The organism is Janthinobacterium sp. Bl 1, from assembly GCF_058215535.1.
The window spans coordinates 5,033,289-5,055,713 of the sequence record NZ_CM177086.1 but is presented as its reverse complement, the minus strand read 5'-3'; the positions used below and the strand labels follow the sequence as shown (position 1 = coordinate 5,055,713).

The following is a 22,425-nucleotide window of genomic DNA, read 5'->3' as shown; positions in this document are numbered from 1 at the left end:
ATCTGTATTCTATTTGAATGGTCAGACTAGCTAAATTCAACGAAAACAACTTCATCGACAGCGCGATCGCCGTCGCCGCCCAGTGCGGCGTGGGCGCCGTCTCGATGGCCGCCATCGCCGTCAAGGCCGGCGCGCCCATCGGCTCCGTGTATCACCGCTTCGATTCGCGCAACGCCATCCTGGCGCGCGCGTGGCTGCGCGTAAAAAGCGACTTCCGCGAGGAAGTGGCCAGCCGCTGGCTCGGCGGCGACACCTGGGCCGGCGTGCATGGCTTGCTGGACTGGTGCCGGCGCAAGCCCGTGTATGCGCGCTTCCTGCTGCAATGCGCGGACAGCCCCGATTTCAGCAGTGGCCTCAGCGAGGAATTGCTGGCCGCCGTTGAGGAGGAGCAGGCCGCGCTCGACGCCTGCTTTGTCCGCTGCGCCGAAGCCATGCCCGCCACCACGGAACTGGACCTCGATCACATGCTGCTCAAATTCGTGCTGATCGATGCGCCCGTGGCCGTCGTCAAACCTTACCTGACCCAGGAGCGGCCGATACCGGCCAGCGTCGACGCCATGCTGCGCGCCTCGCACGACGCCGTGCGCGGCTGGGCCGCCCATACCACCTCACACTAACAAAGAAAAGAATCCCCATGCGCTATTCCACCCAGCTTGAACACGGCAAGAAAATCCCGCTGCACGACGAAGAAGGTTTCATCGGCATGCGCGCGGCCGGCCGCATCGCCGCCGACACGCTCGACTACATCGCGCCTTTCGTGAAGCCGGGCGTCTCGACGGCCAAACTCGACGCCCTGTGCGAAGAATTCATGCGCGCGGCCGGCGCCATCCCCGGCACCATCGACTACCACGGCTACAAGCACGCCAGCTGCATCTCCGTCAATAACGTGGTCACGCACGGCATCCCGTCCGAGACCAAGATCCTCAAAGTGGGCGACATCCTCAACATCGACGTGACGCCAAAGTTCAACGGCTGGTTCGGCGACACCAGCCGCACCTTCAAGGTGGGCGCCGTCTCCATCCTGGCCAACCGCCTCGTCAACACGGCGTATGACGCCATGATGGCCGGCATCCACACCGTGCGCCCCGGAGCGACTCTCGGCGACGTGGGCGCCGCCATCGAAGCGGTAGCCAAGGCGCAGGGCTTTTCCTCCGTGCGCGACTTCTGCGGCCATGGCGTGGGCCAGGTCTTCCACGACACGCCGCAAGTGCTGCATTACGGCCGCGCCGGCACGGGCATCGTGCTGGAACCGGGCATGATCTTCACGATCGAACCGATGCTCAACGTGGGCAGCTACCAGGTCAAGGTCTTGCCCGACAAATGGACGACGGTGACGAAGGACCGCTCGCTGTCGGCGCAGTTCGAGCACTCGCTGGCCGTCACGGAAACGGGCTTTGAAATCTTTACCCTGACCGGTTCGACCGAGCCGCTGGTGTAAGCATGGATGACGCGCGCCGGCAGCAGCTTACCGATATCGTCGCCGCGAAAGCCGGCGTGGATGTCGCTTGCGCGGCGCGCCACCTGGCGCTGCATGACGACGACGTGGCGGCCGCCCTGCGCGGCATCGACGCCGAACGTTATACGCTGACGCAGCGCCTGCTGAACAAATACCGGCGCGATCCGGAAGACGCGCTGCAGCACGTGGCGCTGGCCGTGCTGCAGCAGGAAGGCATCGGCAGCGACAGCGTGCTGCGCGCGGAGCGCATCGCGGCCCTGGCGCCGCCCGTCGCCGGCATGGTGATGCTGGCCGAGTGGCTGGCTTATGTGGACTGGGAAGGCTACGACAGCGCCCTGTACGCGAATATCGACGCGGTGGCGGCGTTCATCACCGGCGCACTGTACCTGCCCGAGGTGGCCGCCAATCTGCTGCAAACGCGCGACGAAACGGTGTTCGAAGCGCAGCGCTCCGCGCTGGCAGCTGCCGCCCTGCTGTTCATCGAACGCCACATCGCGCTCTTTCCCTGAGAGTGCCCTGCGTCTTACAATGGCGGCAAGCACTGTTGCCCCATTTTGAAGACTTCCGCATGAGCGATTTTCCCGAAGATATCTACACCGAGCCGTCCGCCGACGTGCACACCCTGAACAACCTGGGCCCCTTGACGGGCATGGCCGGCATCTGGACGGGCACGCGCGGCCTGGACGTCAAGCCGAAAGCGGATGGCCCGCGCAAGCAGGCCTTCGTCGAGCGCATCGAACTGCAGCCGATCGACCCCGTCACCAACGGCCCGCAACTGTTCTACGGCTTGCGCTACTACATCCACATCACCAAGCCGGATCAAGTCAAGACGTATCATGAGCAGGTCGGCTACTGGCTGTGGGAGCCGGCCACGGGCGCCGTGATCCAGACCTTGGCCATTCCGCGCGGCCAGATCGCCATGGCGTCCGGCACGACGACGGCGGACGCCACCAGTTTCGAACTGGTGGCCAAGCGCGATTCGACGGCGTACGGCATCTGTTCGAACCCCTTCCTCGAACACGCATTCACCACCGTCGAATATCGGATCAAGGTTGATATCCACGCCGATGGCACGTGGGGCTACGACGAGGACACGGTCATGCTCATCCGCGGCAAGGACGAACCGTTCCACCACACTGACCGCAACCTGCTGACGAAAATCGCCGAGCCGACGCCGAACCCGATGGCCTTGCAGGCCCTGGCGGCGGTCGCTGCCGCTTAGGGTTTGCCCTGGGCCACAGCTTTGATGGCCCGTTCTTCTCCCATGGCGGCCGCGATCTTCCAGCGCTGCATGGCGCTGGCGCGGTCGGGGCGTTTCAGTCCCGCTCCTTCCCAGTCCATCAGTCCCAGATTGTAGATGTCGCCCGCGCTGCCCTTGTCGGCGGCGAGGGTGAACCATTTGCGCGCTTCCTTGTGGTTGACGGGAATCTGGTAGCCGCGCACGTGGTACAGGCCCAATAAGTGCATGGCTTGCGCATTGCCCTTGTTCGCGGCCTGTTTCAGCAAGTCGAGGCCGCGCGCCCTGTTGCGCGGTTCCTGCCAGCCTTCGGCCAGCATCACGCCTTTCGCCGCCAGCGCATAGCTGTCGTTTTTCACGAGGCCCTTGCCGATCAGGGGCTTGGCGGCCACCTGGCGTGCTTCGCGCTGCTGCGCCGTTGGCGCCGTGATGGGGCCCGGCTTGCCTTCGCCCATCAGCAGCATCCAGCCATACAGGCCATACGCGCCGGCGTCGCCCTTGCCGACCAGGCTTTCCAGCATGGCCAGCGCCTGAACCTTGTCGCCATTTTCGTACAGCTTGACGGCCTTGGCGCTGCTCGCATCTGCCGGCACAACGGCTGGCGCATGGGGCGCGATGGGCGCCGACGCGATGGCCGTTTGCGGCGGTGGAGCCGCCGGGCGCACACGCACGGGCAAGCCATAGCTGGCGGCCAGCACGGCCACGCTCGCGGGCGCGAGGATCAGCACTTGCGCCAGCTGGTTGCGGCGGCCCTTGCCGGCGATGCCCATGGCCCGTTCGGCTTGCCGCTCGCCGCCCAGCGCTTCGCTCAGCACGGCTTTCACCTTGCGGTTGAACAGCCAGTAGCCGGCGCCCGTGACGAGCAGGCCGGCGACGGCGGCGGCCCCGCGTCCGGCGAAGAACCAGGTGGCGATGGCGGCGGCCAGCGCGGCCAGCGCGCCTTTCCACCAGAATTGTTTGGCCAGCCGCGTGTAGACCTGGCGCAGGGCGCCGAGCACGCAGGTGCGCACATTGTTGGCATAGTCGGCGGAGACGACATCGACGTGCGCGTGGTCCGCGTCGCCGCTGAGGACGGACTCGATCACGTCCGCATTCAGTTCCGAGGCGGCCACGTCGCGCAGCGGCGTCAGCAAACCTTGCACGTGGGCCGAGAACAGGCCGTCGTCGGCGCTGCCGGCCAGCGCGTCGCTGAGCGCCTTGAGGTCGCCGCGCAGCAGCTTTTCCACGATGTCGTCCAGGGTCAGCCAGCGCAAGTCCGTGCCGTACGCCACCAGGTGGTGCTTTTCCGCGTTGCACGATGCATCGAGGCGCACGATGCGCAGCTTGGCCGCATACAGGGCGTCGACTTCCTGCGGCTGGTCTTCATTGTAAATGCTCACTTTCGCCAGGGCCAGGCTGCTGGCAATGGCTGCCAGTGAGTGCACGCTCTCCTTGTCGCGGATGCGGCGCGCGTCATCGGGTGCCTGCTTGGGCAGGCTGACGCTGTAGCCGGGCGTCACATGCACGTCGACCCAGGCCGCCTTGCCCACCTTGCCGGAACCGTCGCACGGGTTGCAGCGCAAGTCGCCCACGCCGCTGCAGGTGCGGCACGTGACCTTGCCGCTGGCGCGGCAGGTGCCGCAATTGATGTTGCCGGAACCGTGGCAAGTGTTGCAGCTGACCTTGCCGTAGCTGCAATGGTAGCAAGAGCGGTATTCGGTGCGGTACTGGGGCCGCGTCTCGCTATGGTAACTGGTGTGCGAGCTGCCGTTGCTGTAGGTGGTAGTGGGCACTTGCACCGTGATGTAGTCGGTGACTTGCTCGGACACGGTGCCGCTGCCGCTGCAATACGAGCACGACACCTTGCCGCTGCCGTAGCAGCCATACGCGTCGCAGCTGACGGTGCGCCCGCCGTGGCAGTTCCAGCATGTTTCCGTCGTCGCGCCGTAGCAGGTGTGGCAGTTGATGCGGCCGCTGCCGGTGCAGTTGCTGCAGGTATCGAGGTGCCAGTACTTGACGGCGTGCGGCAGGTAGACGCCCGCCTCGACGCCGTTGTAGGCCTGGCCTGGCTGGCGCAAGGCATTGTCGAGCTTGCCCGCCGCGCGGCGCAGCCGTTCCTTCTCCTGCGCGTGAGCGAGCGCTCCCACCTCGTGCAGGTCACCCTGGCAGCGGCAGTCATTGCCCGCTGGCGTGAAATAGCCATTGATGACGCGCTGCTCGAAGCGCGCCTCGAGCGCGTAGTTCGCTTGCAGCGAAAACTCCTGCAGTACGTCTTCCTCGTCCAGCGGCGTGATGTCGTGCGGTTCGAAACGCGTCTTGTCCTGCACCAGGGTGCGCAGCTTGCCCAGCACCGTCGGTATCTCTTCCTTGTCGAGCTTGAGGGGCGCTGGCGCCGTCACGGCCGTTGCTGATGCCTGGGGCATGTCCTCGTTGCCTTGGGTATCGGTGGCCGTCTCGGTGCTGGGGTTCATGCGCGTCCTTTTGCTCTCTGGAAAGATGTTTGAATTTTAGCATCCCCATATGACAAAGCGGATAGCGCCGGTCCGCTTTTTCAGCGCAGGCCGCGGCGGAACTGGTCGGGCGTGCCGCCGCTTTGCCGGCGAAACATAGCGATGAAAGCGGAAGCCGTGCTGTAGCCCAGTTCCAGCGCGATCGCCTGCACGGTGTCTCCTTGTTCCAGCAGGGGCAGGGCGGCCAGGAAGCGCTGGCGCTGGCGCCATTCGCCGAACGGCATGCCCAGTTCGCGCTGGCAGCGGCGCGCCAAGGTGCGCTCCGTGACGTGCAGTTGCGCGGCCCACTCGGCCAGTGAGCGGTTACTGCCAGGCTTCGCCTGCAGGGCCGCCAGCAGCGCCGCAATGACGGGCTCGTCGCTGCCAGGCAGATAGTTGCGGCTGCACGGCGCCAGCTGCAGCTGGTCGACCAGCACCTGCGCCAGGCGCTGGTCGGCTTCGGTGGCCGGCGTGGTGACATGGCGTTCGGCAAAGTCGCCGAGGATGGCCTTGAGCAGGGGGCTCATGACCAGCGCGCACGGCTGGGCCGGCAACTGCGCGCACAGGCTGGCGTCGATGTAGGCCGAGTGAAACACGACATCCTGGCGGATATAGCCGTCGTGCAAGGTCTCGGGCGGTATCCACACGGCGTACTGGGGCGGCGACAGGTAGCGCTGGCCCGCGACCATGATTTCCATCACGCCCGTGGAGCAATATGTGAGCTGGCCCCACGGATGGCTCTGGTAATCGAATTGCTGGTGCGCGCGGTAATCGTCGAGGCGGAAATACACGGGATAGGGCAGGGCGTCGGAAACGGCGGGGAAATGCTGGTTGCTGGCCATGGTGTCTTTGTCCTGTTCTTCGCATCGATTGTCCGCTATGCATTATATCCATGGAATCGGACCATGCGAAAATGGTGGTCCTGAATACTGGAGTCCGCAACATGCAAGTGAAGCACTATCTGTTACCCGTGATCGCCGTGCTGATCTGGGGCATCAATACCATCGTCAGCAAGATGGCCGTCGGCGTGATCGATCCGGCCGCCATCTCGTTCTACCGCTGGTTGCTGGCCGGCGTGCTGCTGGCGCTCGTGTTTGCCCGTCCCGTATGGAAGCAGCGGGCCGTGGTGCGACCGTATCTGGGCAAACTGTTTGTGCTGGGTATGTTGGGCATGGTCATGTACCAGTGCCTCGCCTACATCGCCGCGCAAACGACGACGGCCACCAATATGGGCATCCTGGCATCGATGATGCCGCTGCTGGCCGTGGGCTTGTCCGTGCTGCTGCTCGGTGAGGCGCCCACCGTGGGCGGCGTGTTTGGCGGCCTCGTGTCGCTGCTGGGACTCGCTTACCTGCTCAGCCATGGCAATCCGGCCGCCCTGCTGGCCCATGGCGCGGCCGTGGGCGACGCGCTGATGCTGCTGGCCTGCCTGTCGTACGCGGGCTATGGCGTGCTGCTCAAGCGCTGGAAGATTCCCCTGAATAACTGGCATTCGCTGCTGATCCAGGTGTGGTGCGCCGTGCCCGTGCTGTTCGTGTACTACCTGAGCCAGTCCGCGCCGCCCGTCACCGGTGCCGGTTTGCCGCTGGTGCTGTTTGCCGGCATCCCCGCCTCCATCATCGCACCGTTTTTGTGGATGCATGGCCTGGCCAAGCTGGGGCCTAGCCGCGCGACGACCTTGATGAATCTGCTGCCCGTGTTCACGGTGATCATCGCCATGCTGTTCCTCGGTGAAACCTTGCACAGCTACGATGTGATCGGTGGCGGCGTGACCCTGCTGGGCGTGGTGATGGTGCAGTATCTGAAACGTCCGCTGCGCCGTGCACCGGCATAGTTTTTTTGCTATGCTGGTGTTTTGAACAAGGAGGCGCCATGCCCAGCATCGATACTCTGTTGAGTGAACTCGAAGCATTCGGTAACACCAATGATGCGGCGCACACGGCGCGCGCCAGCCGCATGCTCAATATCACGCGCGACACGGGCGAATTGCTGGCCGTGATGGTGCACGCGCGCGGCGCCCGGCGGGTGCTGGAAATCGGCACGTCGAACGGCTATTCCACCCTGTGGCTGGCGCGCGCCGTGCAGGCGCTGGGCGGCAAGGTAGTGACGGTGGAAAAGGCGCAGGACAAGTTCGACATGGCGCACAACAACTTCGTGCGCGCGCAATTGCAGGGCGTGATCGGCCAGCTGCTGGCGGACGCGGGCGACGTGCTGCGCGATGCGGCGGACGGCGCCTACGATTTCATCTTCCTCGATTCCGCGCGCCAGCAATACGCGCAGTGGTGGCCGCAGCTGGACCGCGCGCTGGCGGCCGGCGGCGTGCTGGTGGTCGACAACGCCAGTTCGCACTACGCGGACATGGCCGGCTTCATCGAAGCCATCCGAGCCGACAGCCGCTACACGACGTGCCTGGCCACGGTCGGCAAGGGCGAATTCATCGCCGTCAAGGCGGGCAACTAGTTATTCAGCAACGATAGCCGCTTCCAGCACGCGCACCAAGGATTCGACGCCTTGCGCGTCGACATCGTCAAAACGGCTGACGAGCGGGCTGTCGAGGTCGAACACGCCGATGATCTGGCCATGCGCAAACACGGGCACCACCAGTTCCGAACGGGAATTGACGTCGCAGGCGATGTGGCCGGGAAATGCATGCACGTCCTGCACGACGATGGACTCGCCTTCGACCACCGTGGTGCCGCACACGCCGCGCCCCTTCTTGATGCGGATGCAGGCGGGCTTGCCCTGGAACGGTCCCAGCACCAATTCCTCGCCCTTGAGGAAATAAAAGCCGGCCCAGTTGAGGCCCGGCATGGTGTTGAAGACCAGCGAACTGAAGTTGGCCGTATTGGCGATGAAGTCGGTCTCGCCTGACAGCAAGCCTTGCAGCTGCGAGCGCAAGTCCGCATACATGGCTTGCTTGGCGGCGGGGGTATCGGTGCCGTAGGCGGCGTCGCTGATGGTAAACGTCATGGTCGTGGTGGCGCTTGAAAATGGGGAAGGCGATATGGTAGCGCGTCTGGCGCCTCCGCGCGCGGCCGTCACTGTTTCAGATATTCCTGCGCCAGCTGGCGCAGCAGGGGCAGGGTCGCATGGCCGTGGTCGGCTTGCCAGGCCAGGCCGATGCCGGCCGCCAATTCCTCGCCTTCCGCCAATGGCCGGTAGATCACGCCATCCATGCGCAGCGCGCGGAACGAGTCGGCCAGCAGCGCCATGCCTTTGCCTGCGGCCACGTCGCCGAGCAGCACATGGTGGTCGGGTGCTTCGCGCAGGAAATGCGGCGCGAAATCATGCCGGCGGAACACTTGCTGGCAATGGTCGAAAAAGGCGGGCTGGCGCGCCCGTTCGAACCAGTAGACGGGTTCCTGGGCGATGTCAGCAAGGCTGAGCTTGCGCTTCTTCGCCAGCCGGTGCCCGGCGGGCAGGGCCAGCATCATGGGCTGGCGCGCCAGCTGCTGCACGGCCAGCTCGAACGTGGCGCTGGGTAGCGCAAGCAGGGCCGCATCGAGCTGGCTCTTGCGCACGGCGGCGACCAGGCGCGGCGACGGGGCGGCCGTCAATTCCAGGCGGACATTGCCCAGTTGCTCCTCCAGCGCCGCCAGCAAAGGACGGAACAGGCCGGCCGCCACGGAACTCGTCAAGCCCAGGCGCAGGCGCGCGGGTGCGCTGTCTTGCCGCAGCGATTGCTGCGCCATCTCCAGCAAATCAAGGATGTGCAGCGCCTGCGGCAGCAGGGTACGGCCCGCTGGCGTCAAGACCACGCCCTGCGTGTCGCGCTCGAACAGGCGCGCGCCCAGCTTGTCTTCCAGCCCCTTGATGGCGCGCGACAATGGTGGCTGGGTCATGTGCAATTGCTCCGCCGCCTGGCGGAAGTTCAGGCAGCGGGCGACGGCGCAAAACAGGGTCAAGGCATGGGTATCGAGGGCTCTCATACCAGAAAGGTATCACGAAATCGGGCATTCCCTTGTCATCCGGCGCGGTCCAGACTGGCGGCATCGAGTCAACAACTGAGGAGAGCAGCATGCAACAGCGACGCATCGGCAATAACGGTATGAGCAGTTCGGCATTGGGCCTGGGCTGCATGGGCATGTCGGAATTCTATGGCGCCACGGACGAGGCGCAATCCCTGGCCACCCTGGAAGCGGCCCTGGCGGCGGGCGTGACCCTGTTCGACACGGCCGACGCCTACGGTTTCGGCCACAACGAGCAGTTGCTGGGGCGCTTTTTGGCCAGCCATCGCGGCCAGGCCCTGGTCGCCACCAAGTGCGGGCTGGCGCGCGAGGCGGGCAGTTATGCGCGCCGCGTCGACAATTCCCCCGCCTACATCCGCCAGGCGTGCGAAGCCTCGCTGGGGCGCCTGGGCGTGGAGGCCATCGACCTGTTCTATCTGCACCGCCTGAATCTCGAGACGCCACTTGAGGAATCGATGGGCGCGCTGGCGCAACTGCGGCAAGAGGGCAAGATCCGCGCCGTGGGCCTGTGCGAGGTGAGCGCCGCCACCTTGCGGCGCGCGGCGGCGATCTGCCCCGTGGACGCCGTGCAGAGCGAATACTCGCTGTGGACGCGCGAACCGGAGCAGGGCGTGCTGGCCGCCTGCCGCGACGTGGGCGCCAGCTTCTTTGCCTACAGTCCGCTGGGCCGGGGATTTTTGACGGGCGCCATTGCCGATGCGGCCAGCCTCGACGCGGGCGACTTTCGCCAGTTCAATCCCCGCTTTGCCGCCGATAACCTGGCGCGCAATCAGGCCATCGTCGCGCAAGTGAGGGACATCGCGCGCGCAAAAGGCTGCACGCCGGCCCAGCTGGCGCTGGCCTGGCTGCTGGCGCAAGGCGACGACATCATTCCCATTCCCGGCACCAAGCGCATCGCGTATTTGCACGACAACCTCGGCGCGCTGGCCGTGCGGCTGAATGGGGCGGAACTGGCGGCGATGAACGCGGCCTTTCCTTTGGGCATGGCGGCGGGCGCGCGCTATACGGAAGAAGGCATGAAGGGCGTGGATGCCTGAAAAAAAGGCTATGTCACCGTTAGATGTGGGAATGCTCCTAGTGTTGCCTTCAATAATGTTTCTGGCGAGCGGATGCGCCCGGCGTCGAGTATCCAGCGCCAGCCCAGGTAATTCGACAGGTAGCGTGTGGCCACGCCGTGAAACGGCCGTAGCCAATCCCGCAAGCGGCTGTGATACGCATTGACGTTTTGCACGTGGGCGGCGCCCCGCACGCGGATGCCGGCACGCAAGTTGACGGCCTGGTGGCTGACCCCTGCTTCATGGGCGAAGGCGCGGTAGGCGGCATGACCATCGGTGACCAGCAAGATATCCTTGTCGATGACGGGTGGCAGGCAAGCATGTAGCTGTGCCTTGGTCAGTGCTCCTTTTCCCGTGACGAAATCGAGGGTTTGTCCAGTGCGGTCACGCGCCACCAGGATGCAGACTTGCTCATTCGATATGCCACGTTTAAAGGCATGACCACCACGGCGCCGCGCCGGACGCGTCATCTGCCGCGCTCCCTTTTCCGATTCCAGCAGATATAACTCGTCGGCCTCGGCGATGCCGTGCAAGCCATGCGGCCGGTCTGTCTTTGCCAACGATAAAAACCGGTGGCGCCAGCGAAACGTGGTGTTGCGGTGCACTCCTAGCTGTACTGCCGCCTTGCGCACGGAATCCGATGCCAGCAGGCAATCGGCGTAGTCGAGCCACAGCGATTTATGACGCAAGCGCGCAAGCGGCGTGCCGGTGAGCGCATTGAAGGTGCGCCCGCAGGGAGCGCAACGGTATCGCTGCAACCCGTGTGCATGGCCATGCCGGTGAGCATGGTTGCTGTTGCAGGCAGGACAGTGCAATCGCTGCCGGGCCACGCTTTCGACCAGAGCCACGATGACGTCTTGCGATGCGGCCCCGCGCAGCAGGGTGATGCCCGCCAGGCGCTGGCGGCGGTTCAATCCGGCGAACTGGGCGATGAACGTTTTCCATTGGGCTGGCTGCATGGACGGCTCCCGTTTGTCTGGTATACACAGTCAGACAGCAGGGACACAGGAAGATTCSGGGGAATGGCATGAAGGGCGTGGACAGTGCCGAAAAAAACGCGTGAGTGTACGCCAGCGTACCTAACTGAAACTTTCTCTGCAGGATAATCGCCGGCGATCTGCTAGCATTTGGCAGTGACTGCGCGGTGCGCATTGCACCGTGTTCAACGGTCAGGTATCCGATGAGGTGGATGTTGTTAGATGACGATATTTTCGATATAGAACTGAAGTTATTGCTTGAGGGAATACTGCTGCGCTATCAGCACGATTTCCGCGATTATTCCGTGGCGTCCCTGCGCCGGCGCATGCGCCAGGCCATGGAGCGCTTCGGCTGCGCCAGCCTGTCGCAATTGCAGGATCGCATCTTGCACGAACCGGCCATGTTCGCGCAGATGCTGCAGTTTTTCACGGTGCAAGTGAGCGAGATGTTCCGCGATCCCGCGTATTTTCGTGCCCTGCGCGAAAAAGTCGTGCCCATCCTGCACACCTATCCCTCGATCAAGATCTGGGTGGCCGGCTGCAGCAGCGGCGAAGAGGTATGGTCGCTGGCCATCTTGCTGGAAGAGGAAGGCTTGCTCGAGCGCAGCATGATCTACGCGACCGACATCAATGTGGAAGCGCTGGCCGCCGCCGAAGCGGGCATCTATCCCATCGAGCGCATCGCCCAGTTCAGCGAGAATTACCAGCTGGCGGGCGGCAAGCGTTCGCTGTCCGATTATTACACGGCCGCCTACAAGGGCGCCATCTTTGACCGGCGCTTGCGGCGCCAGTTCGTCTTCGCCGACCACAGCCTGGCGACGGACAGCGTGTTTTCGGAGGTGCACATGGTTTCCTGCCGTAACGTCATGATTTACTTCAATAAAGATTTGCAAGACCGCAGTCTGGGCCTGTTCCACGAAGCGCTGGTGAACCGGGGCTTCCTGGGCCTGGGCATGAAGGAAAGCCTGCATTTCAGCCGCCATGCGGACAGCTTCAACGAGCTGAGCCCGGCCGAACGCATCTTCCAGCGTGCCTGACATGCTGCCAAGCTGCGACGTCGCGCCTCCGCCCGCCGGCCTGCGCCTGATCGCCATCGGCGCCTCGGCCGGCGGCGTGGAAGCGCTGGGCATTGTGCTGCGCGCCTTGCCTGCCACCTGCCGCGCGGCCGTCGTGGTGGTGCTGCATCTGGCACCAGGCCGCTCGAGCCAGTTGCCGCATCTGTATGCGGCGCGCTGCGCGCTGCCCTTGTGCGAAGCGCAGGACAAGGAACCGCTGAAGGCCGGAACCGTGTATTTCGCCCCGCCCGACTACCACCTGCAAGTCGAGCCCGATGGCTGCTTTTCCCTGTCGCAGGAAGCGCCCGTGTATTTTTCGCGCCCGTCCATCGATGTCCTGCTGGAAACGGCTGCGTACGCTTACCGGCGCGCCATGCTGGCCATTATCCTGACGGGCGCCTCGGCCGACGGTGCGGCGGGCCTGGCCCGCGTGCGGCAGCTGGGCGGCAGTGCCTGGGTGCAAGACCCGCAGCGGGCCAGTTGTGGCATCATGCCGGCGGCCGCGCTCAAGCTGGCGGGCGCCGACCGCGTGCTCGATTTGCCGCAAATGGCCGCCAGCCTGGCATTGCTCGGCGATGGCGAACACAAGTGAATGAGAGTGGTGTAGTGCGTGTAATATATGTGAGAATTGAAACAATGTTGATGTTTATATCGAAACACGATGGCATCTTGCCGTTGCGATGCCTGAAGATGATTCCGTGACCGCACCTATCCATATCCTCGTCGTTGACGACATCGCGCAAAACCTGGTCGCCGCCGAAGCCGTGCTGGCACGGCCCGGTATTGTCATCCTGAAGGCAAGCTCGGGCGCGCAAGCGCTGGAATTGCTGTTGACACATGAAGTGGCGCTGGCCCTGATTGACGTGCAAATGCCGCACATGGATGGTTTCGAGCTGGCCGAGCTGATACGCGGCAGCGAGCGCACGCGCAGCATTCCCCTGATTTTCCTGACGGCGGCATCGCGCGAACCGAGCTACAGCTTCCGCGGCTACGAGGCGGGCGCCGTCGACTTTCTCTACAAGCCCATCGACGTGAAAGCCTTGCAAAGCAAGGTGGCCGTGCTGGTCCAGCTGTACCAGCAGAAACGCGAATTGTCGGCCCAGCTCGACGAGCTCAAGCACGCATTGCACCTGAACGAACTGTTCACGGCCGTGCTGGGCCACGACTTGCGCACGCCCTTGTCCGTGGTCATGAACGGCGCCATGCTGTTGCCGATGATGAGCGACCACCCGAAGGTGATCGTCACGGCGCAGCGCATCGAAAGCAGCGCCAAGCGCATGGGGCGCATGGTCGACCAGCTGCTGGACCTGGCGCGCATCCGCTCGGGTACGATGGAGTTGCGCAGCAGCACGCACGACTACCTGGCGCTGGCGCGCGCCATCGTCGAGGAATTCGAGACGGCCGGCCAGGCCCCGCTGGTCGAGGTCAGCAGCGTGGGTAATCTGCACGGGCAATGCGATGCGGGCTTGCTGTCGCAAGTCATTTCGAATCTGTTAAACAATGCCATCACGCATGGCGAGCCGGGCGCGCCCGTGCAACTGGCCCTCGACGGACGCAACGCCGACCACATTGAATTGCGCATCGCCAATCGCGGCGTCATCCCGGCCGCCTTGCTGCCGACCCTGTTCGAGCCGTTCCAGCAGGCGGGCGAGAAGCGCAGGACGGGGCAGGGCCTGGGGCTGGGCTTGTACACGGTCAACATGTTCGTCAAGGCCCACGGCGGCACGGTCGAGATCAGTTCGACGGCCGCGCAGGGCACGCTGGCGACCGTGCGCATCCCGCGCCAGTGCCAGGTGCGCGTGCAAGCGGGATTGGTTACATGAGCGCGCCAGCCTGGCCGCGCGGCGGCGGCAATATGGGCGAGCTGGTGCGCCAGCGCGACTGGTCCGCCACCAGCCTGGGCCCGCTCGATGGCTGGCCCGCCCATTTGCGCACCAGCGTCGACATCGTGCTCAATTCGCCGATGGCGATGGTGCTGATGTGGGGCCCGCAGCACGTGATGATTTACAACGACGACTACATCCAGATCGCAGGCGAGCGCCATCCAGAAGCGCTGGGCGGCACGGTGCCGGCCGTCTGGCCCGAAATCTGGGACTGGAACGCGCGCATCCTCGAAGCGGGACTGCGCGGCGAGACCCAGGTGCACCGCGAATGCTGTCTGCCGCTGTTGCGCGACGGCCAGCGCGCGGATGTCTGTTTCGACCTATATTACACGCCCGTGCATGGCGCCGGCGGCCAGGTCGATGGCGTGCTGTGCACGGCGCTGGAATTGACGGCGCGCATGGAAGAGGGGCGCCAGCTGAAGCTGGCCACGGCCGAACTGGGCGAACTCAACACTATATTGCAGGCCGAGAGCGAGGCCGTGCGCGCGGCCAACCGCCGCCTGGGCGAGGAACGCGCGCTGCTGCGGGCCCTGTTCCAGCAGGCGCCCAGCTTCATGGCCCTGCTGCGCGGGCCGCGGCACGTGTTCGAACTGGCGAATGAACATTATCTGCGCCTGGTCGGCCACCGCGATCTGCTGGGCAAAACTGTCGAAGCGGCCTTGCCTGAAGTCAAGGAGCAAGGTTTCATCGAACTGCTCGACCAGGTCTACCGCACTGGCGAACCGTACGAGGGACGCCAGGTGAAGGTGGACTTGCAGACGGCGGACGGACAGACGGGCCAGCGCCAGATCGACTTCGTCTACCAGCCCATCAAGGATGACGAGGGTACGGTCACGGGCATCCTCGTCGAAGGCATCGACGTCACCGAACGCATGGAAGGCGAGGAGCGCTTGCGCCTGGCCCAGCAGGCGGGCGGCATCGGCACTTTCGAATGGTTCCCCGAGACGGGCGCGATGCTGGTGTCGCCCACCTTTCGCCGCCTGTGGGGCATTGCCGACGAGGAAGAAGTAACGGAACGCTTGCTGGTAAGCCTGGTCGATGCGCGCGACCAGCAAAAGGTCGGACCCAGCAAGCTTGCTGTGGCGCCCAATCCCCTCGAATACGTGGAGTACCGCATCCGCCGTCCCGCCGATGGCGCGCTGCGCTGGATCGCGCGCCAGGGCGAGGTGGTGGCAGGCCGCGTGCCGGGCCAGCGCCGCTACGTGGGCGTGTCGTTCGACGTGACGGAGCGGCGCCAGATCGAGGATGAACTGAACGCCAGCCAGGAGCGCATGGCGGCCATTTTCGGCCAGGCCTCGGTGGGCTTGTCCGAGCTGGGCCTCGACGGCAGTTTCCAGAGGGTCAACGGCGCCCTGTGCCGCATGCTGGGGCGCTCGGCCGAAGAGCTGCTGAGCCTGAACATGAACGACATCATGCATCCGGCGGACGTGCCCGGCAACAGCGTGCTGTTCCAGCGCCTGGTGGAAACGGGCGAATCGTTCTCGCTGGAAAAACGCTACCTGAAGCCCGATGGCTCGCAAGTGTGGGTGTCGAGCAATGTCAGCCGCCTGGTCGATGAACAGGGACAGACGCGTTCCTTGATCGCCGTCAAGACGGACATCACGGACCGGCGCCGCGTGGAAAAAGCGCTGCATGAATTGAACGAAACGCTCGAGCACCGGGTCGAACAGGAAGTCAATGAGCGCACGAAGGCGGAAGACGCCTTGCGCCAGGCGCAAAAGATGGAGGCCGTGGGCCAGCTGACGGGCGGCATCGCGCACGACTTCAATAATGTGCTGCAAATCATTTCCGGCAATTTGCATTTGCTGCAGCATCTGGCGGGCACGGATGGCGTCATGCGCCAGCGCCTCGATACGGCGATTGCCGCCGTCGAGCGGGGCGCCAAGCTGTCGTCGCATCTGCTGGCGTTTGCCCGGCGCCAGCCTTTGCAACCGGTGGTGGCCGACCTGGCGCGCGTGGTGCGCAACATGGATGCGCTGCTGCGGCGCGCCCTGGGCGAAGCGATCGACATCGTGCTGGTGGGTGGTGGCGGGCTGTGGAATACCCTGGTCGACCGTGGCCAGATCGAGAACGTCATCCTGAACCTGGCCATCAATGCGCGCGACGCCATGGATGGCGTGGGCAAGCTGACCATCGAGCTGGGCAACGTCGTGCTCGACGAACAGTATGTGCACAACCTGGTCGACGTGCCTGCCGGCCAGTACGTGATGCTGTCAGTGACCGATACGGGCCGCGGCATGAGCGGCTCCGTGCTGCAGCGCGCGTTCGAGCCGTTCTTCACCACCAAGCCGGAAGGCGCGGGCACGGGCCTGGGCTTGTCGATGGCGTATGGCTTTGTCACGCAAAGCCGCGGCCATATCCGCATTTACAGTGAACCTGGCGTGGGCACGGGAGTCAAAATCTATTTGCCCCGTTCCCTGATGGCGGAAGCGGACGAGGAGCTGGAATTGAGCGGCGTCGTCACGGGCGGCACGGAAACGGTGCTCGTGGTCGAAGACGACGTGGGTGTGCGGACGACCGTCGTCGACATGCTCGGTGCGCTTGGCTACAAGGTGCTCAAGGCCGAGGATGGCGAAAGCGCGCTGGCCGTGCTGCACAGCGGTGCGCAGATCGATTTGCTGTTTACGGACGTGATCATGCCCGGTCCCGTCAGCAGCACGGAGATGGCGCGCCAGGCGCGCGAATTGCAGCCCGATATCGCCGTCTTGTTTACGTCGGGCTACGCGCAGGATGTCATCGTGCACGAGGGCAGACTCGACGCGGGAGTTGAATTGCTCAGCAAACCGTACCGGCGCGAAGAGCTGGCGCGCAAGCTGCGCCATGTGCTGGCCAACCGCCAGCAGCAAATGCGCGCGCGCCAGTTTGAACGGTCCGGCGCACCGGTGGCCGGCACGCAAGCGGGTGGCGGCCTGGCGGCCAGCCTGCTGGCAGGCGGCACGCCGGGGCTGGACTTGACGGGGCATGCGCCAGAACCTCAGGGGGACATGCCGACATCGATGAAAATACTCGTGGTGGAAGACAATCTCGATTCGCAGCTGATGGTGTGTGAACTGGTGGGCATGCTGGGTCACACGGTCAGCGGTGTGTCCGATGGCGAGGCGGCGTGGAAACTGCTCAACGAGCAAGACTTCGATATCCTGTTTACGGATGTCAGCCTGCCCGGCATGTCCGGCATCGCGCTGGCGCGCATGGTGCTGCGCGACAAACCTGGCATGCGCATTATCTTTTCCACGGGCTATGGCAAGGAATCGATGGATGAGCTGGGCTTTTCCGCCAGCGTCTTGCGCAAGCCCTATGATTTGCTGGAGTTGCAAGCGGCACTCGACCAACCCTGACTGGCACGCGCTCCCACGGCTTGCCCGTCTCACCCTGCAGAGGCAAATGGATGACTCCTGAACTGACGATGCTGGCCTGTACCCTCGTGCTGGCGCTGGTGCAAATCCTCCTGCCCGCGCTGTTTCGCACGCGCGAAACGGGCACGGCCTATAACGTGAGCGCGCGCGACGGCGACGGGCCGCCCGTGGGCAAGATCACGGGCCGCTTGCGGCGGGCCCAGGCGAACCTGTTCGAAACCTTGCCCCTGTTCGCCGCCGCCGTGCTGATCGCCCACGTGACGGCGCAGGAAAGCGCGCTGACCCTGTACGGCGCCGCCCTGTACCTGGCCGCGCGCGTGCTGTACCTGCCCCTGTACGCGTTTGGCGTGCCCGTCGTGCGCACGCTCGTGTGGTGCGTGTCGATTGCCGGTTTGTTGATGCTGTTCTGGGCCATCCTGTTTGCTTCCTGAATTCCTACGCCAGCTGTGGCGCCCGTCCTATGGCGGTGCGCCAGACCCGGCCGTAAAGTAACTGCACCTTGGCGCAGGGGCGCCGGCATGGTGCTTTTACTTTTAGGACGGCAATGATGCTTGCTTCGCTGAACAAGTCTGGTCGACACATCCAGCGCCTGCTGCGCTCGGTCTTCGGCGTGGCGCGGCTGCGCACGGGCCAGCAGGAAGTCATCGACAGCGTGCTGGCCGGGCGCGACACCCTGGCCATCATGCCCACCGGCAGCGGCAAGTCACTGTGCTACCAGTTGCCCGCCGCGCTGTTGCCGGGCGCCACCTTGGTCGTGTCGCCGCTGATTTCGCTGATGAAAGACCAGCTGGAAAAGCTGCATGAACTGGGCATCACGGCCGTGCAGCTCAACAGCAGCCTGTCGCGCGCCGAAGAGGACGACGCCATCGCCCGCATCGGCCAGGGCGGCAGGCTCATCATCTTTTGCACGCCGGAACGCCTGGCGATGCCCGAGTTCCTGTCCTTGCTGGCCAGCGCGCCGCCCAGCCTGGTCGTCATCGATGAAGCCCATTGCATTTCCCAATGGGGCCACGACTTCCGTCCCGCCTACCTGGAAATCGCGGCCGCCCTGCGCGCGCTGGGCCGTCCGCCCGTGCTGGCGCTGACGGCCACGGCCACGGGGGAAGTGATAGACGATATCGACGCGCAGCTCGAAGCGCGCAAGCTGCAGGTCATCAATACCGGCATCTACCGTGCCAATTTGCGCTACCGCGTGATCCAGGTCACGAATGCCGGAGAGAAACAGGACGAAGTCTTGCGCCTGCTGCGCGAGACGCCCGGCGTGGGCATCGTGTATGCGGCCACCGTCAAGGCCGTCGAGGACCTGGCGGCGCGGCTGGAGGAACTGGGCGAGAGCGTCACGTGCTACCACGGCAAGCTGGCGGCGCGCGAGCGCAAGCACAACCAGGACTTGTTCATGAACGGCGAGCGCCGCATCATGGTCGCGACCAACGCGTTTGGCATGGGCATCGACAAGCCCGACACGCGCTTCGTCATTCACTTGCAGGTGCCGGCCAATCTGGAAGCGTACTACCAGGAATCGGGTCGGGCCGGGCGCGACGGCTTGCCCGCCGACTGCACCTTGCTGTACTTCCAGGAAGACAAGCGGGTGCAGCAGTTCTTTCTGGCCAAGCACTATCCCACGGCCGAAGAACTGGCCGCCATCGTGGCGGCCGCGCAAGAATTGCCGACCACCTTTACTTTCGCCGCCCTGGCAGCGCGCTTGCCCGAGTTTTCCGACGGCCACTTGAAGGTGTGCCTGAAACTGTTAAAGGACGGCAAGCTGCTGCGCCAGGACCGCAAGCTCGGCTATCGCTTGACAGCCCCGTCGGACGTCATGCCTGCGTATGCGCAGCTGGCGCAGATCTATGTCGACAAGCAGGAGCGCGACAAGCAGGCGCTCGAGCAGATGGTGGCGTACGCGCAAAGCGGCCTGTGCCGATGGAAACTGCTGCTCGATTATTTTGGCGATGCTGGCGATTTCGAGCGCTGCTGCACTTGCGACAATTGCCAGTCGCCGCCCGCGCTGGCCGCACCCAACAGCCTTGACGAGTTCCCGCCCGCGCCTGTTGAAACGCCACCGCCAGCGCCGGCACCCCAGATCGCCGTCGGCAGCCGCGTGCGCGTACCGCGCTACCAGATCGGCACCGTGCTGTCCGTGGCGGGCGACCAGGTCACCATTGCCTTTCCGGAAAACACCACGCGTACCTTCATGGCGGAGTTCGTCGTTCCCGCGTGAAGCCATGGTGCGCTGCCGAACAGTGATTTGGCGCAAGAGCGCTAGAATCAGCCCATTCCAACGCGCTTTTTTTAACGCAGGGGGCAGGGCATGGCAGACATGGTGGTGGTGCGCAAGGAAGGCTTGTACTGTGTGCCGGGGCAGTTCTACATCGACCCGTGGCGTCCCGTCGAGCGCGCCATCATCACGCATGCGCATGCCGACCATGCGCGTGTCGGGCACCGGCATTACCTGTGCGCCGCGCCCGGCGAGCAAGTGCTGCGCGCGCGCCTGGGCGCCGTGTCCATCCAGGGCCTCGCCTATGGCGAGAGCATCGAACACCATGGCGTGCAAGTGTCGCTGCATCCGGCCGGCCACGTGCTGGGCTCGGCCCAGGTGCGCATGGAAGTGGGCGGTGAAGTGTGGGTGGCGTCGGGCGACTACAAGCTGCAGCCGGACCCCACGTGCGTACCGTTCGAGCCCGTGCGCTGCGATACCTTTATTACGGAATCGACGTTCGGCCTGCCCATCTACCGCTGGCAGGCGCCGCAGGAAATCAATGATGAAATCAAGCAGTGGTGGCGCAGGAATGCGGCTGAAGGGCGCATCAGCGTGCTGTTCTGCTATGCCTTCGGCAAGGCGCAGCGCATCCTGGCCGGGCTCGACCCTTCCATCGGTCCCATCATCTGTCATGGCGCGGCGCAGGCCTTGACGCAGGTCTACCGCGAATCGGGCGTGGCCTTGCCCGCCACCGTGATGGTGAGCGACGTGACGGACAAGGCGGCCCTGAAGACGGCGATGGTGATCGCGCCGCCGTCGGCCGCCGGTTCGCCATGGATGAAGCGCTTCGGCGACTACAGCGATGCGTTCGCCAGCGGCTGGATGCTGCTGCGCGGCGCGCGCCGGCGGCGTGGCGTGGACCGGGGTTTTGTCCTGTCCGACCATGCCGACTGGCCCGGCCTGATGCAAGCGATCACGGCCACGCAGGCCGAACGCATCATCGTCACGCACGGCTCGATTCCCGTGATGGTGCGCTGGCTGCAGCAGAACGGCTGGCAGGCGGGCGGCTTCGAGACGGAGTATGGCGACGACGAGGCCGATGACGGCGTGCCCGGCCTGTCCACGGCAGCGGAGGACGTCACCCATGCGTGACTTTGCCCGGCTGTACGCGGAACTCGACGAGACCACGTCCACCAGCCGCAAGCTGGCGGCGCTGCAAGCGTATTTTCGCGGCGCCTCACCGGAAAACGCGGCCTGGGCCGTGTACTTCCTGGCCGGCGGCAAGCCGCGCCAGGCCGTGCCCACGAAGTTGCTGCGCGAGTATGCGACCGAGCGGGCGGGCCTCGATGCCTGGCTGTTTGACGAGGCCTATCACGCCGTCGGCGACCTGGCCGAAACCATTGCCCTGATCCTGCCCGCGCCCGCCAGGCGCAGCGATGTCGGCCTGGCCGAGTGGGTCGAGCAGCGCATCGCGCCGTTGCGCGGTGCACCGCCCGAGACCATCCGCGCCGACTTGCTGGCCTACTGGGACGAGCTGGAAACGCGCGAACGCTTCCTGCTGATCAAACTGATCGGCGGCGGCTTTCGCGTGGGCGTGTCCAAACTGCTGGTGACGCGTGCGCTGGCGTCCATTGCCGCCGTCGACAGCAAGCTGATCGCTCAGCGCCTGATGGGCTGGACCGACGGCAAGGTCAGCCCCACGGGCGCGGGTTTTCTCAAGCTGATCGCGGCGCAGTCGGACGGTGAACATGCGCTGCGCGGCGGCCAGCCGTACCCGTTTTTCCTCGCCCATCCCTTGCAGGCGGAGCCGCAGAGCCTCGGCGACATCGGCGACTGGCTGGCCGAATGGAAATACGACGGCATGCGTGCCCAGCTGCTGCGCCGAGAGGGCGTGAACTGGCTGTGGTCGCGCGGCGAGGAATTGATCACGGAGCGCTTTCCCGAACTGGCGCAGCTGGCCTTGCCCGAGGGCACCGTGCTCGATGGCGAAATCCTTATCTGGCAGCCGGGCGATGTGCCGGCGCCATTTGCCGATCTGCAACAACGCATGGGCCGCAAGAGCGTGTCGTCCAAGCTGCTGGCCGAGCTGCCGGCCGTGCTCGTGGCCTACGATGTGCTGGAACTCGATGGCGTCGATGTGCGGCAACTGCCCCAGCTCGAGCGCCGCGCGCTGCTGGAAAGCGTAGTGGCCAGCGTAAATGCTCCCGCGCTGCGTTTGTCGCCGCGCATAGTGGCGGCAAGCTGGGAGGCGCTGGCGGCCATCCGCGCTGAATCGCGGGCGCGGGGCGTGGAGGGCATGATGCTCAAGGCCAGGTCTGCCGCGTATGGCGTGGGCCGCACGAAAGACGTGGGCACCTGGTGGAAATGGAAGATCGATCCGTATTCGATCGACGCCGTGCTGATCTACGCCCAGGCGGGCCACGGCCGGCGCGCGTCGCTGTACACGGATTACACGTTTGCCGTGTGGGGTGACGTTGAGGAAGGCGAGCGCAAGCTGGTGCCGTTCGCCAAGGCGTATTCGGGCTTGACGGATGCGGAGATCGGGCAAGTCGATGCCGCCATCCGCAAGACGACGATAGAAAAATTCGGCCCCGTGCGCAGCGTCAAGCCGACGATGGTGTTCGAGATCGGCTTCGAAGGCATCGCCGCCTCCAGCCGCCACAAGGCGGGCATCGCCGTGCGCTTTCCCCGCATCCTGCGCCGGCGTGACGACAAGGCCATCGCCGATGCGGACACCCTGGCCACCCTGAAGGCCATGCTGGTCCAGGCCACATGA

20 protein-coding genes are annotated in these 22,425 nt (G+C 64.9%); 15 read left to right on the top strand and 5 right to left on the bottom strand.

The window, feature by feature from the left end; all coding sequences use genetic code 11:
* Positions 1-17: 17 nt before the first annotated feature.
* Genes AC4BCN_RS22800 through AC4BCN_RS22785 form a run of 4 tightly spaced genes read left to right on the top strand, consistent with a single transcriptional unit; the run spans position 18 to position 2,678 of the window.
* Positions 18-617, top strand: a complete 600-nt coding sequence (locus tag AC4BCN_RS22800; protein ID WP_099379113.1) for a TetR/AcrR family transcriptional regulator — start codon at positions 18-20, stop codon at positions 615-617.
* A 17-nt stretch (positions 618-634) separates the two neighbouring features.
* Positions 635-1,438: a type I methionyl aminopeptidase gene (gene map / locus AC4BCN_RS22795; protein ID WP_051991081.1), complete on the top strand. Its 804-nt coding sequence runs from the start codon at positions 635-637 to the stop codon at positions 1,436-1,438.
* A 2-nt stretch (positions 1,439-1,440) separates the two neighbouring features.
* On the top strand, positions 1,441-1,965 hold the full coding sequence (locus tag AC4BCN_RS22790) for a hypothetical protein (protein WP_338679438.1): 525 nt from the start codon (positions 1,441-1,443) through the stop codon (positions 1,963-1,965).
* A gap of 59 nt (positions 1,966-2,024) precedes the next feature.
* Positions 2,025-2,678: an FABP family protein gene (locus AC4BCN_RS22785; RefSeq protein WP_072455217.1), complete on the top strand. Its 654-nt coding sequence runs from the start codon at positions 2,025-2,027 to the stop codon at positions 2,676-2,678.
* Here AC4BCN_RS22785 and AC4BCN_RS22780 read toward each other — a convergent pair.
* Together AC4BCN_RS22780 and AC4BCN_RS22775 are read right to left on the bottom strand one after the other, a co-directional pair.
* The gene (locus tag AC4BCN_RS22780; protein ID WP_338679437.1) at positions 2,675-5,143 is read right to left on the bottom strand and encodes a hypothetical protein; all 2,469 of its coding nucleotides are present in this window, start codon (positions 5,141-5,143) and stop codon (positions 2,675-2,677) included. The two genes, AC4BCN_RS22785 and AC4BCN_RS22780, sit on opposite strands and share 4 nt — an antisense overlap.
* A gap of 80 nt (positions 5,144-5,223) precedes the next feature.
* On the bottom strand, positions 5,224-6,003 hold the full coding sequence (locus AC4BCN_RS22775) for an AraC family transcriptional regulator (protein ID WP_338679436.1): 780 nt from the start codon (positions 6,001-6,003) through the stop codon (positions 5,224-5,226).
* Between the two features lie 101 nt (positions 6,004-6,104).
* Between AC4BCN_RS22775 and AC4BCN_RS22770 the strand changes: the two genes are divergently transcribed.
* Complete coding sequence (locus tag AC4BCN_RS22770) at positions 6,105-6,995, top strand: DMT family transporter (RefSeq protein ID WP_338679435.1); 891 nt, start codon at positions 6,105-6,107, stop codon at positions 6,993-6,995.
* 38 nt (positions 6,996-7,033) lie between these two features.
* Positions 7,034-7,621, top strand: a complete 588-nt coding sequence (locus AC4BCN_RS22765) for an O-methyltransferase (RefSeq protein WP_338679434.1) — start codon at positions 7,034-7,036, stop codon at positions 7,619-7,621.
* Here AC4BCN_RS22765 and AC4BCN_RS22760 read toward each other — a convergent pair whose 3' ends face one another.
* Entirely contained in the window at positions 7,622-8,131 is a 510-nt protein-coding gene (locus AC4BCN_RS22760) for a GAF domain-containing protein (protein WP_338679433.1), read from the bottom strand.
* A 68-nt stretch (positions 8,132-8,199) separates the two neighbouring features.
* Positions 8,200-9,090, bottom strand: a complete 891-nt coding sequence (locus tag AC4BCN_RS22755) for a LysR family transcriptional regulator (RefSeq protein ID WP_338679432.1) — start codon at positions 9,088-9,090, stop codon at positions 8,200-8,202.
* A gap of 89 nt (positions 9,091-9,179) precedes the next feature.
* Between AC4BCN_RS22755 and AC4BCN_RS22750 the strand changes: the two genes are divergently transcribed.
* Positions 9,180-10,166, top strand: coding sequence for an aldo/keto reductase (locus AC4BCN_RS22750; RefSeq protein ID WP_338679431.1), 987 nt, complete (start codon positions 9,180-9,182; stop codon positions 10,164-10,166).
* An 8-nt stretch (positions 10,167-10,174) separates the two neighbouring features.
* On the opposite strand, the gene AC4BCN_RS22745 is transcribed toward AC4BCN_RS22750, so the two are convergent.
* On the bottom strand, positions 10,175-11,143 hold the full coding sequence (locus AC4BCN_RS22745) for an IS1595 family transposase (RefSeq protein WP_490491808.1): 969 nt from the start codon (positions 11,141-11,143) through the stop codon (positions 10,175-10,177).
* A 230-nt stretch (positions 11,144-11,373) separates the two neighbouring features.
* Here AC4BCN_RS22745 and AC4BCN_RS22740 point away from each other — a divergent pair, with 230 nt between their 5' ends.
* The 8 genes from AC4BCN_RS22740 (at position 11,374) to AC4BCN_RS22705 (ending at position 22,425) form a co-directional block, all read left to right on the top strand.
* Entirely contained in the window at positions 11,374-12,198 is an 825-nt protein-coding gene (locus AC4BCN_RS22740) for a CheR family methyltransferase (protein WP_200873008.1), read from the top strand.
* Position 12,199: 1 nt separating this feature from the next.
* Entirely contained in the window at positions 12,200-12,808 is a 609-nt protein-coding gene (locus tag AC4BCN_RS22735) for a chemotaxis protein CheB (protein ID WP_490491807.1), read from the top strand.
* Between the two features lie 106 nt (positions 12,809-12,914).
* Positions 12,915-14,039: a hybrid sensor histidine kinase/response regulator gene (locus AC4BCN_RS22730; protein ID WP_490491806.1), complete on the top strand. Its 1,125-nt coding sequence runs from the start codon at positions 12,915-12,917 to the stop codon at positions 14,037-14,039.
* Positions 14,036-17,434 (top strand): hybrid sensor histidine kinase/response regulator, encoded by a 3,399-nt coding sequence (locus AC4BCN_RS22725; RefSeq protein ID WP_490491805.1) that lies wholly within the window; start codon positions 14,036-14,038, stop codon positions 17,432-17,434. Before AC4BCN_RS22730 ends, AC4BCN_RS22725 begins: the two co-directional genes overlap by 4 nt.
* A 50-nt stretch (positions 17,435-17,484) precedes the next feature.
* On the top strand, positions 17,485-17,883 hold the full coding sequence (locus AC4BCN_RS22720; RefSeq protein WP_034750597.1) for an MAPEG family protein: 399 nt from the start codon (positions 17,485-17,487) through the stop codon (positions 17,881-17,883).
* 116 nt (positions 17,884-17,999) lie between these two features.
* Positions 18,000-19,670 (top strand): RecQ family ATP-dependent DNA helicase, encoded by a 1,671-nt coding sequence (locus AC4BCN_RS22715; protein ID WP_490493627.1) that lies wholly within the window; start codon positions 18,000-18,002, stop codon positions 19,668-19,670.
* A 90-nt stretch (positions 19,671-19,760) separates the two neighbouring features.
* The gene (locus AC4BCN_RS22710) at positions 19,761-20,801 is read left to right on the top strand and encodes a ligase-associated DNA damage response exonuclease (protein WP_490491804.1); all 1,041 of its coding nucleotides are present in this window, start codon (positions 19,761-19,763) and stop codon (positions 20,799-20,801) included.
* Entirely contained in the window at positions 20,794-22,425 is a 1,632-nt protein-coding gene (locus tag AC4BCN_RS22705; RefSeq protein ID WP_490491803.1) for an ATP-dependent DNA ligase, read from the top strand. Before AC4BCN_RS22710 ends, AC4BCN_RS22705 begins: the two co-directional genes overlap by 8 nt.

Excerpts from the sequence above, each read along its gene's own strand:
- AC4BCN_RS22740 (WP_200873008.1), top strand. The coding sequence starts at position 11,374 with ATGTTGTTAGATGACGATATTTTCGATATAGAACTGAAGTTATTGCTT.
- AC4BCN_RS22755 (WP_338679432.1), bottom strand. The coding sequence starts at position 9,090 with ATGAGAGCCCTCGATACCCATGCCTTGACCCTGTTTTGCGCCGTCGCC.
- map (WP_051991081.1), top strand. The coding sequence starts at position 635 with ATGCGCTATTCCACCCAGCTTGAACACGGCAAGAAAATCCCGCTGCAC.
- AC4BCN_RS22705 (WP_490491803.1), top strand. The coding sequence starts at position 20,794 with ATGCGTGACTTTGCCCGGCTGTACGCGGAACTCGACGAGACCACGTCC.
- AC4BCN_RS22715 (WP_490493627.1), top strand. The coding sequence starts at position 18,000 with ATGCTTGCTTCGCTGAACAAGTCTGGTCGACACATCCAGCGCCTGCTG.
- AC4BCN_RS22750 (WP_338679431.1), top strand. The coding sequence starts at position 9,180 with ATGCAACAGCGACGCATCGGCAATAACGGTATGAGCAGTTCGGCATTG.
- AC4BCN_RS22790 (WP_338679438.1), top strand. The coding sequence starts at position 1,441 with ATGGATGACGCGCGCCGGCAGCAGCTTACCGATATCGTCGCCGCGAAA.
- AC4BCN_RS22760 (WP_338679433.1), bottom strand. The coding sequence starts at position 8,131 with ATGACGTTTACCATCAGCGACGCCGCCTACGGCACCGATACCCCCGCC.
- AC4BCN_RS22710 (WP_490491804.1), top strand. The coding sequence starts at position 19,761 with ATGGCAGACATGGTGGTGGTGCGCAAGGAAGGCTTGTACTGTGTGCCG.
- AC4BCN_RS22725 (WP_490491805.1), top strand. The coding sequence starts at position 14,036 with ATGAGCGCGCCAGCCTGGCCGCGCGGCGGCGGCAATATGGGCGAGCTG.
- AC4BCN_RS22770 (WP_338679435.1), top strand. The coding sequence starts at position 6,105 with ATGCAAGTGAAGCACTATCTGTTACCCGTGATCGCCGTGCTGATCTGG.
- AC4BCN_RS22800 (WP_099379113.1), top strand. The coding sequence starts at position 18 with ATGGTCAGACTAGCTAAATTCAACGAAAACAACTTCATCGACAGCGCG.
- AC4BCN_RS22780 (WP_338679437.1), bottom strand. The coding sequence starts at position 5,143 with ATGAACCCCAGCACCGAGACGGCCACCGATACCCAAGGCAACGAGGAC.
- AC4BCN_RS22785 (WP_072455217.1), top strand. The coding sequence starts at position 2,025 with ATGAGCGATTTTCCCGAAGATATCTACACCGAGCCGTCCGCCGACGTG.
- AC4BCN_RS22720 (WP_034750597.1), top strand. The coding sequence starts at position 17,485 with ATGACTCCTGAACTGACGATGCTGGCCTGTACCCTCGTGCTGGCGCTG.
- AC4BCN_RS22765 (WP_338679434.1), top strand. The coding sequence starts at position 7,034 with ATGCCCAGCATCGATACTCTGTTGAGTGAACTCGAAGCATTCGGTAAC.
- AC4BCN_RS22735 (WP_490491807.1), top strand. The coding sequence starts at position 12,200 with ATGCTGCCAAGCTGCGACGTCGCGCCTCCGCCCGCCGGCCTGCGCCTG.
- AC4BCN_RS22745 (WP_490491808.1), bottom strand. The coding sequence starts at position 11,143 with ATGCAGCCAGCCCAATGGAAAACGTTCATCGCCCAGTTCGCCGGATTG.
- AC4BCN_RS22775 (WP_338679436.1), bottom strand. The coding sequence starts at position 6,003 with ATGGCCAGCAACCAGCATTTCCCCGCCGTTTCCGACGCCCTGCCCTAT.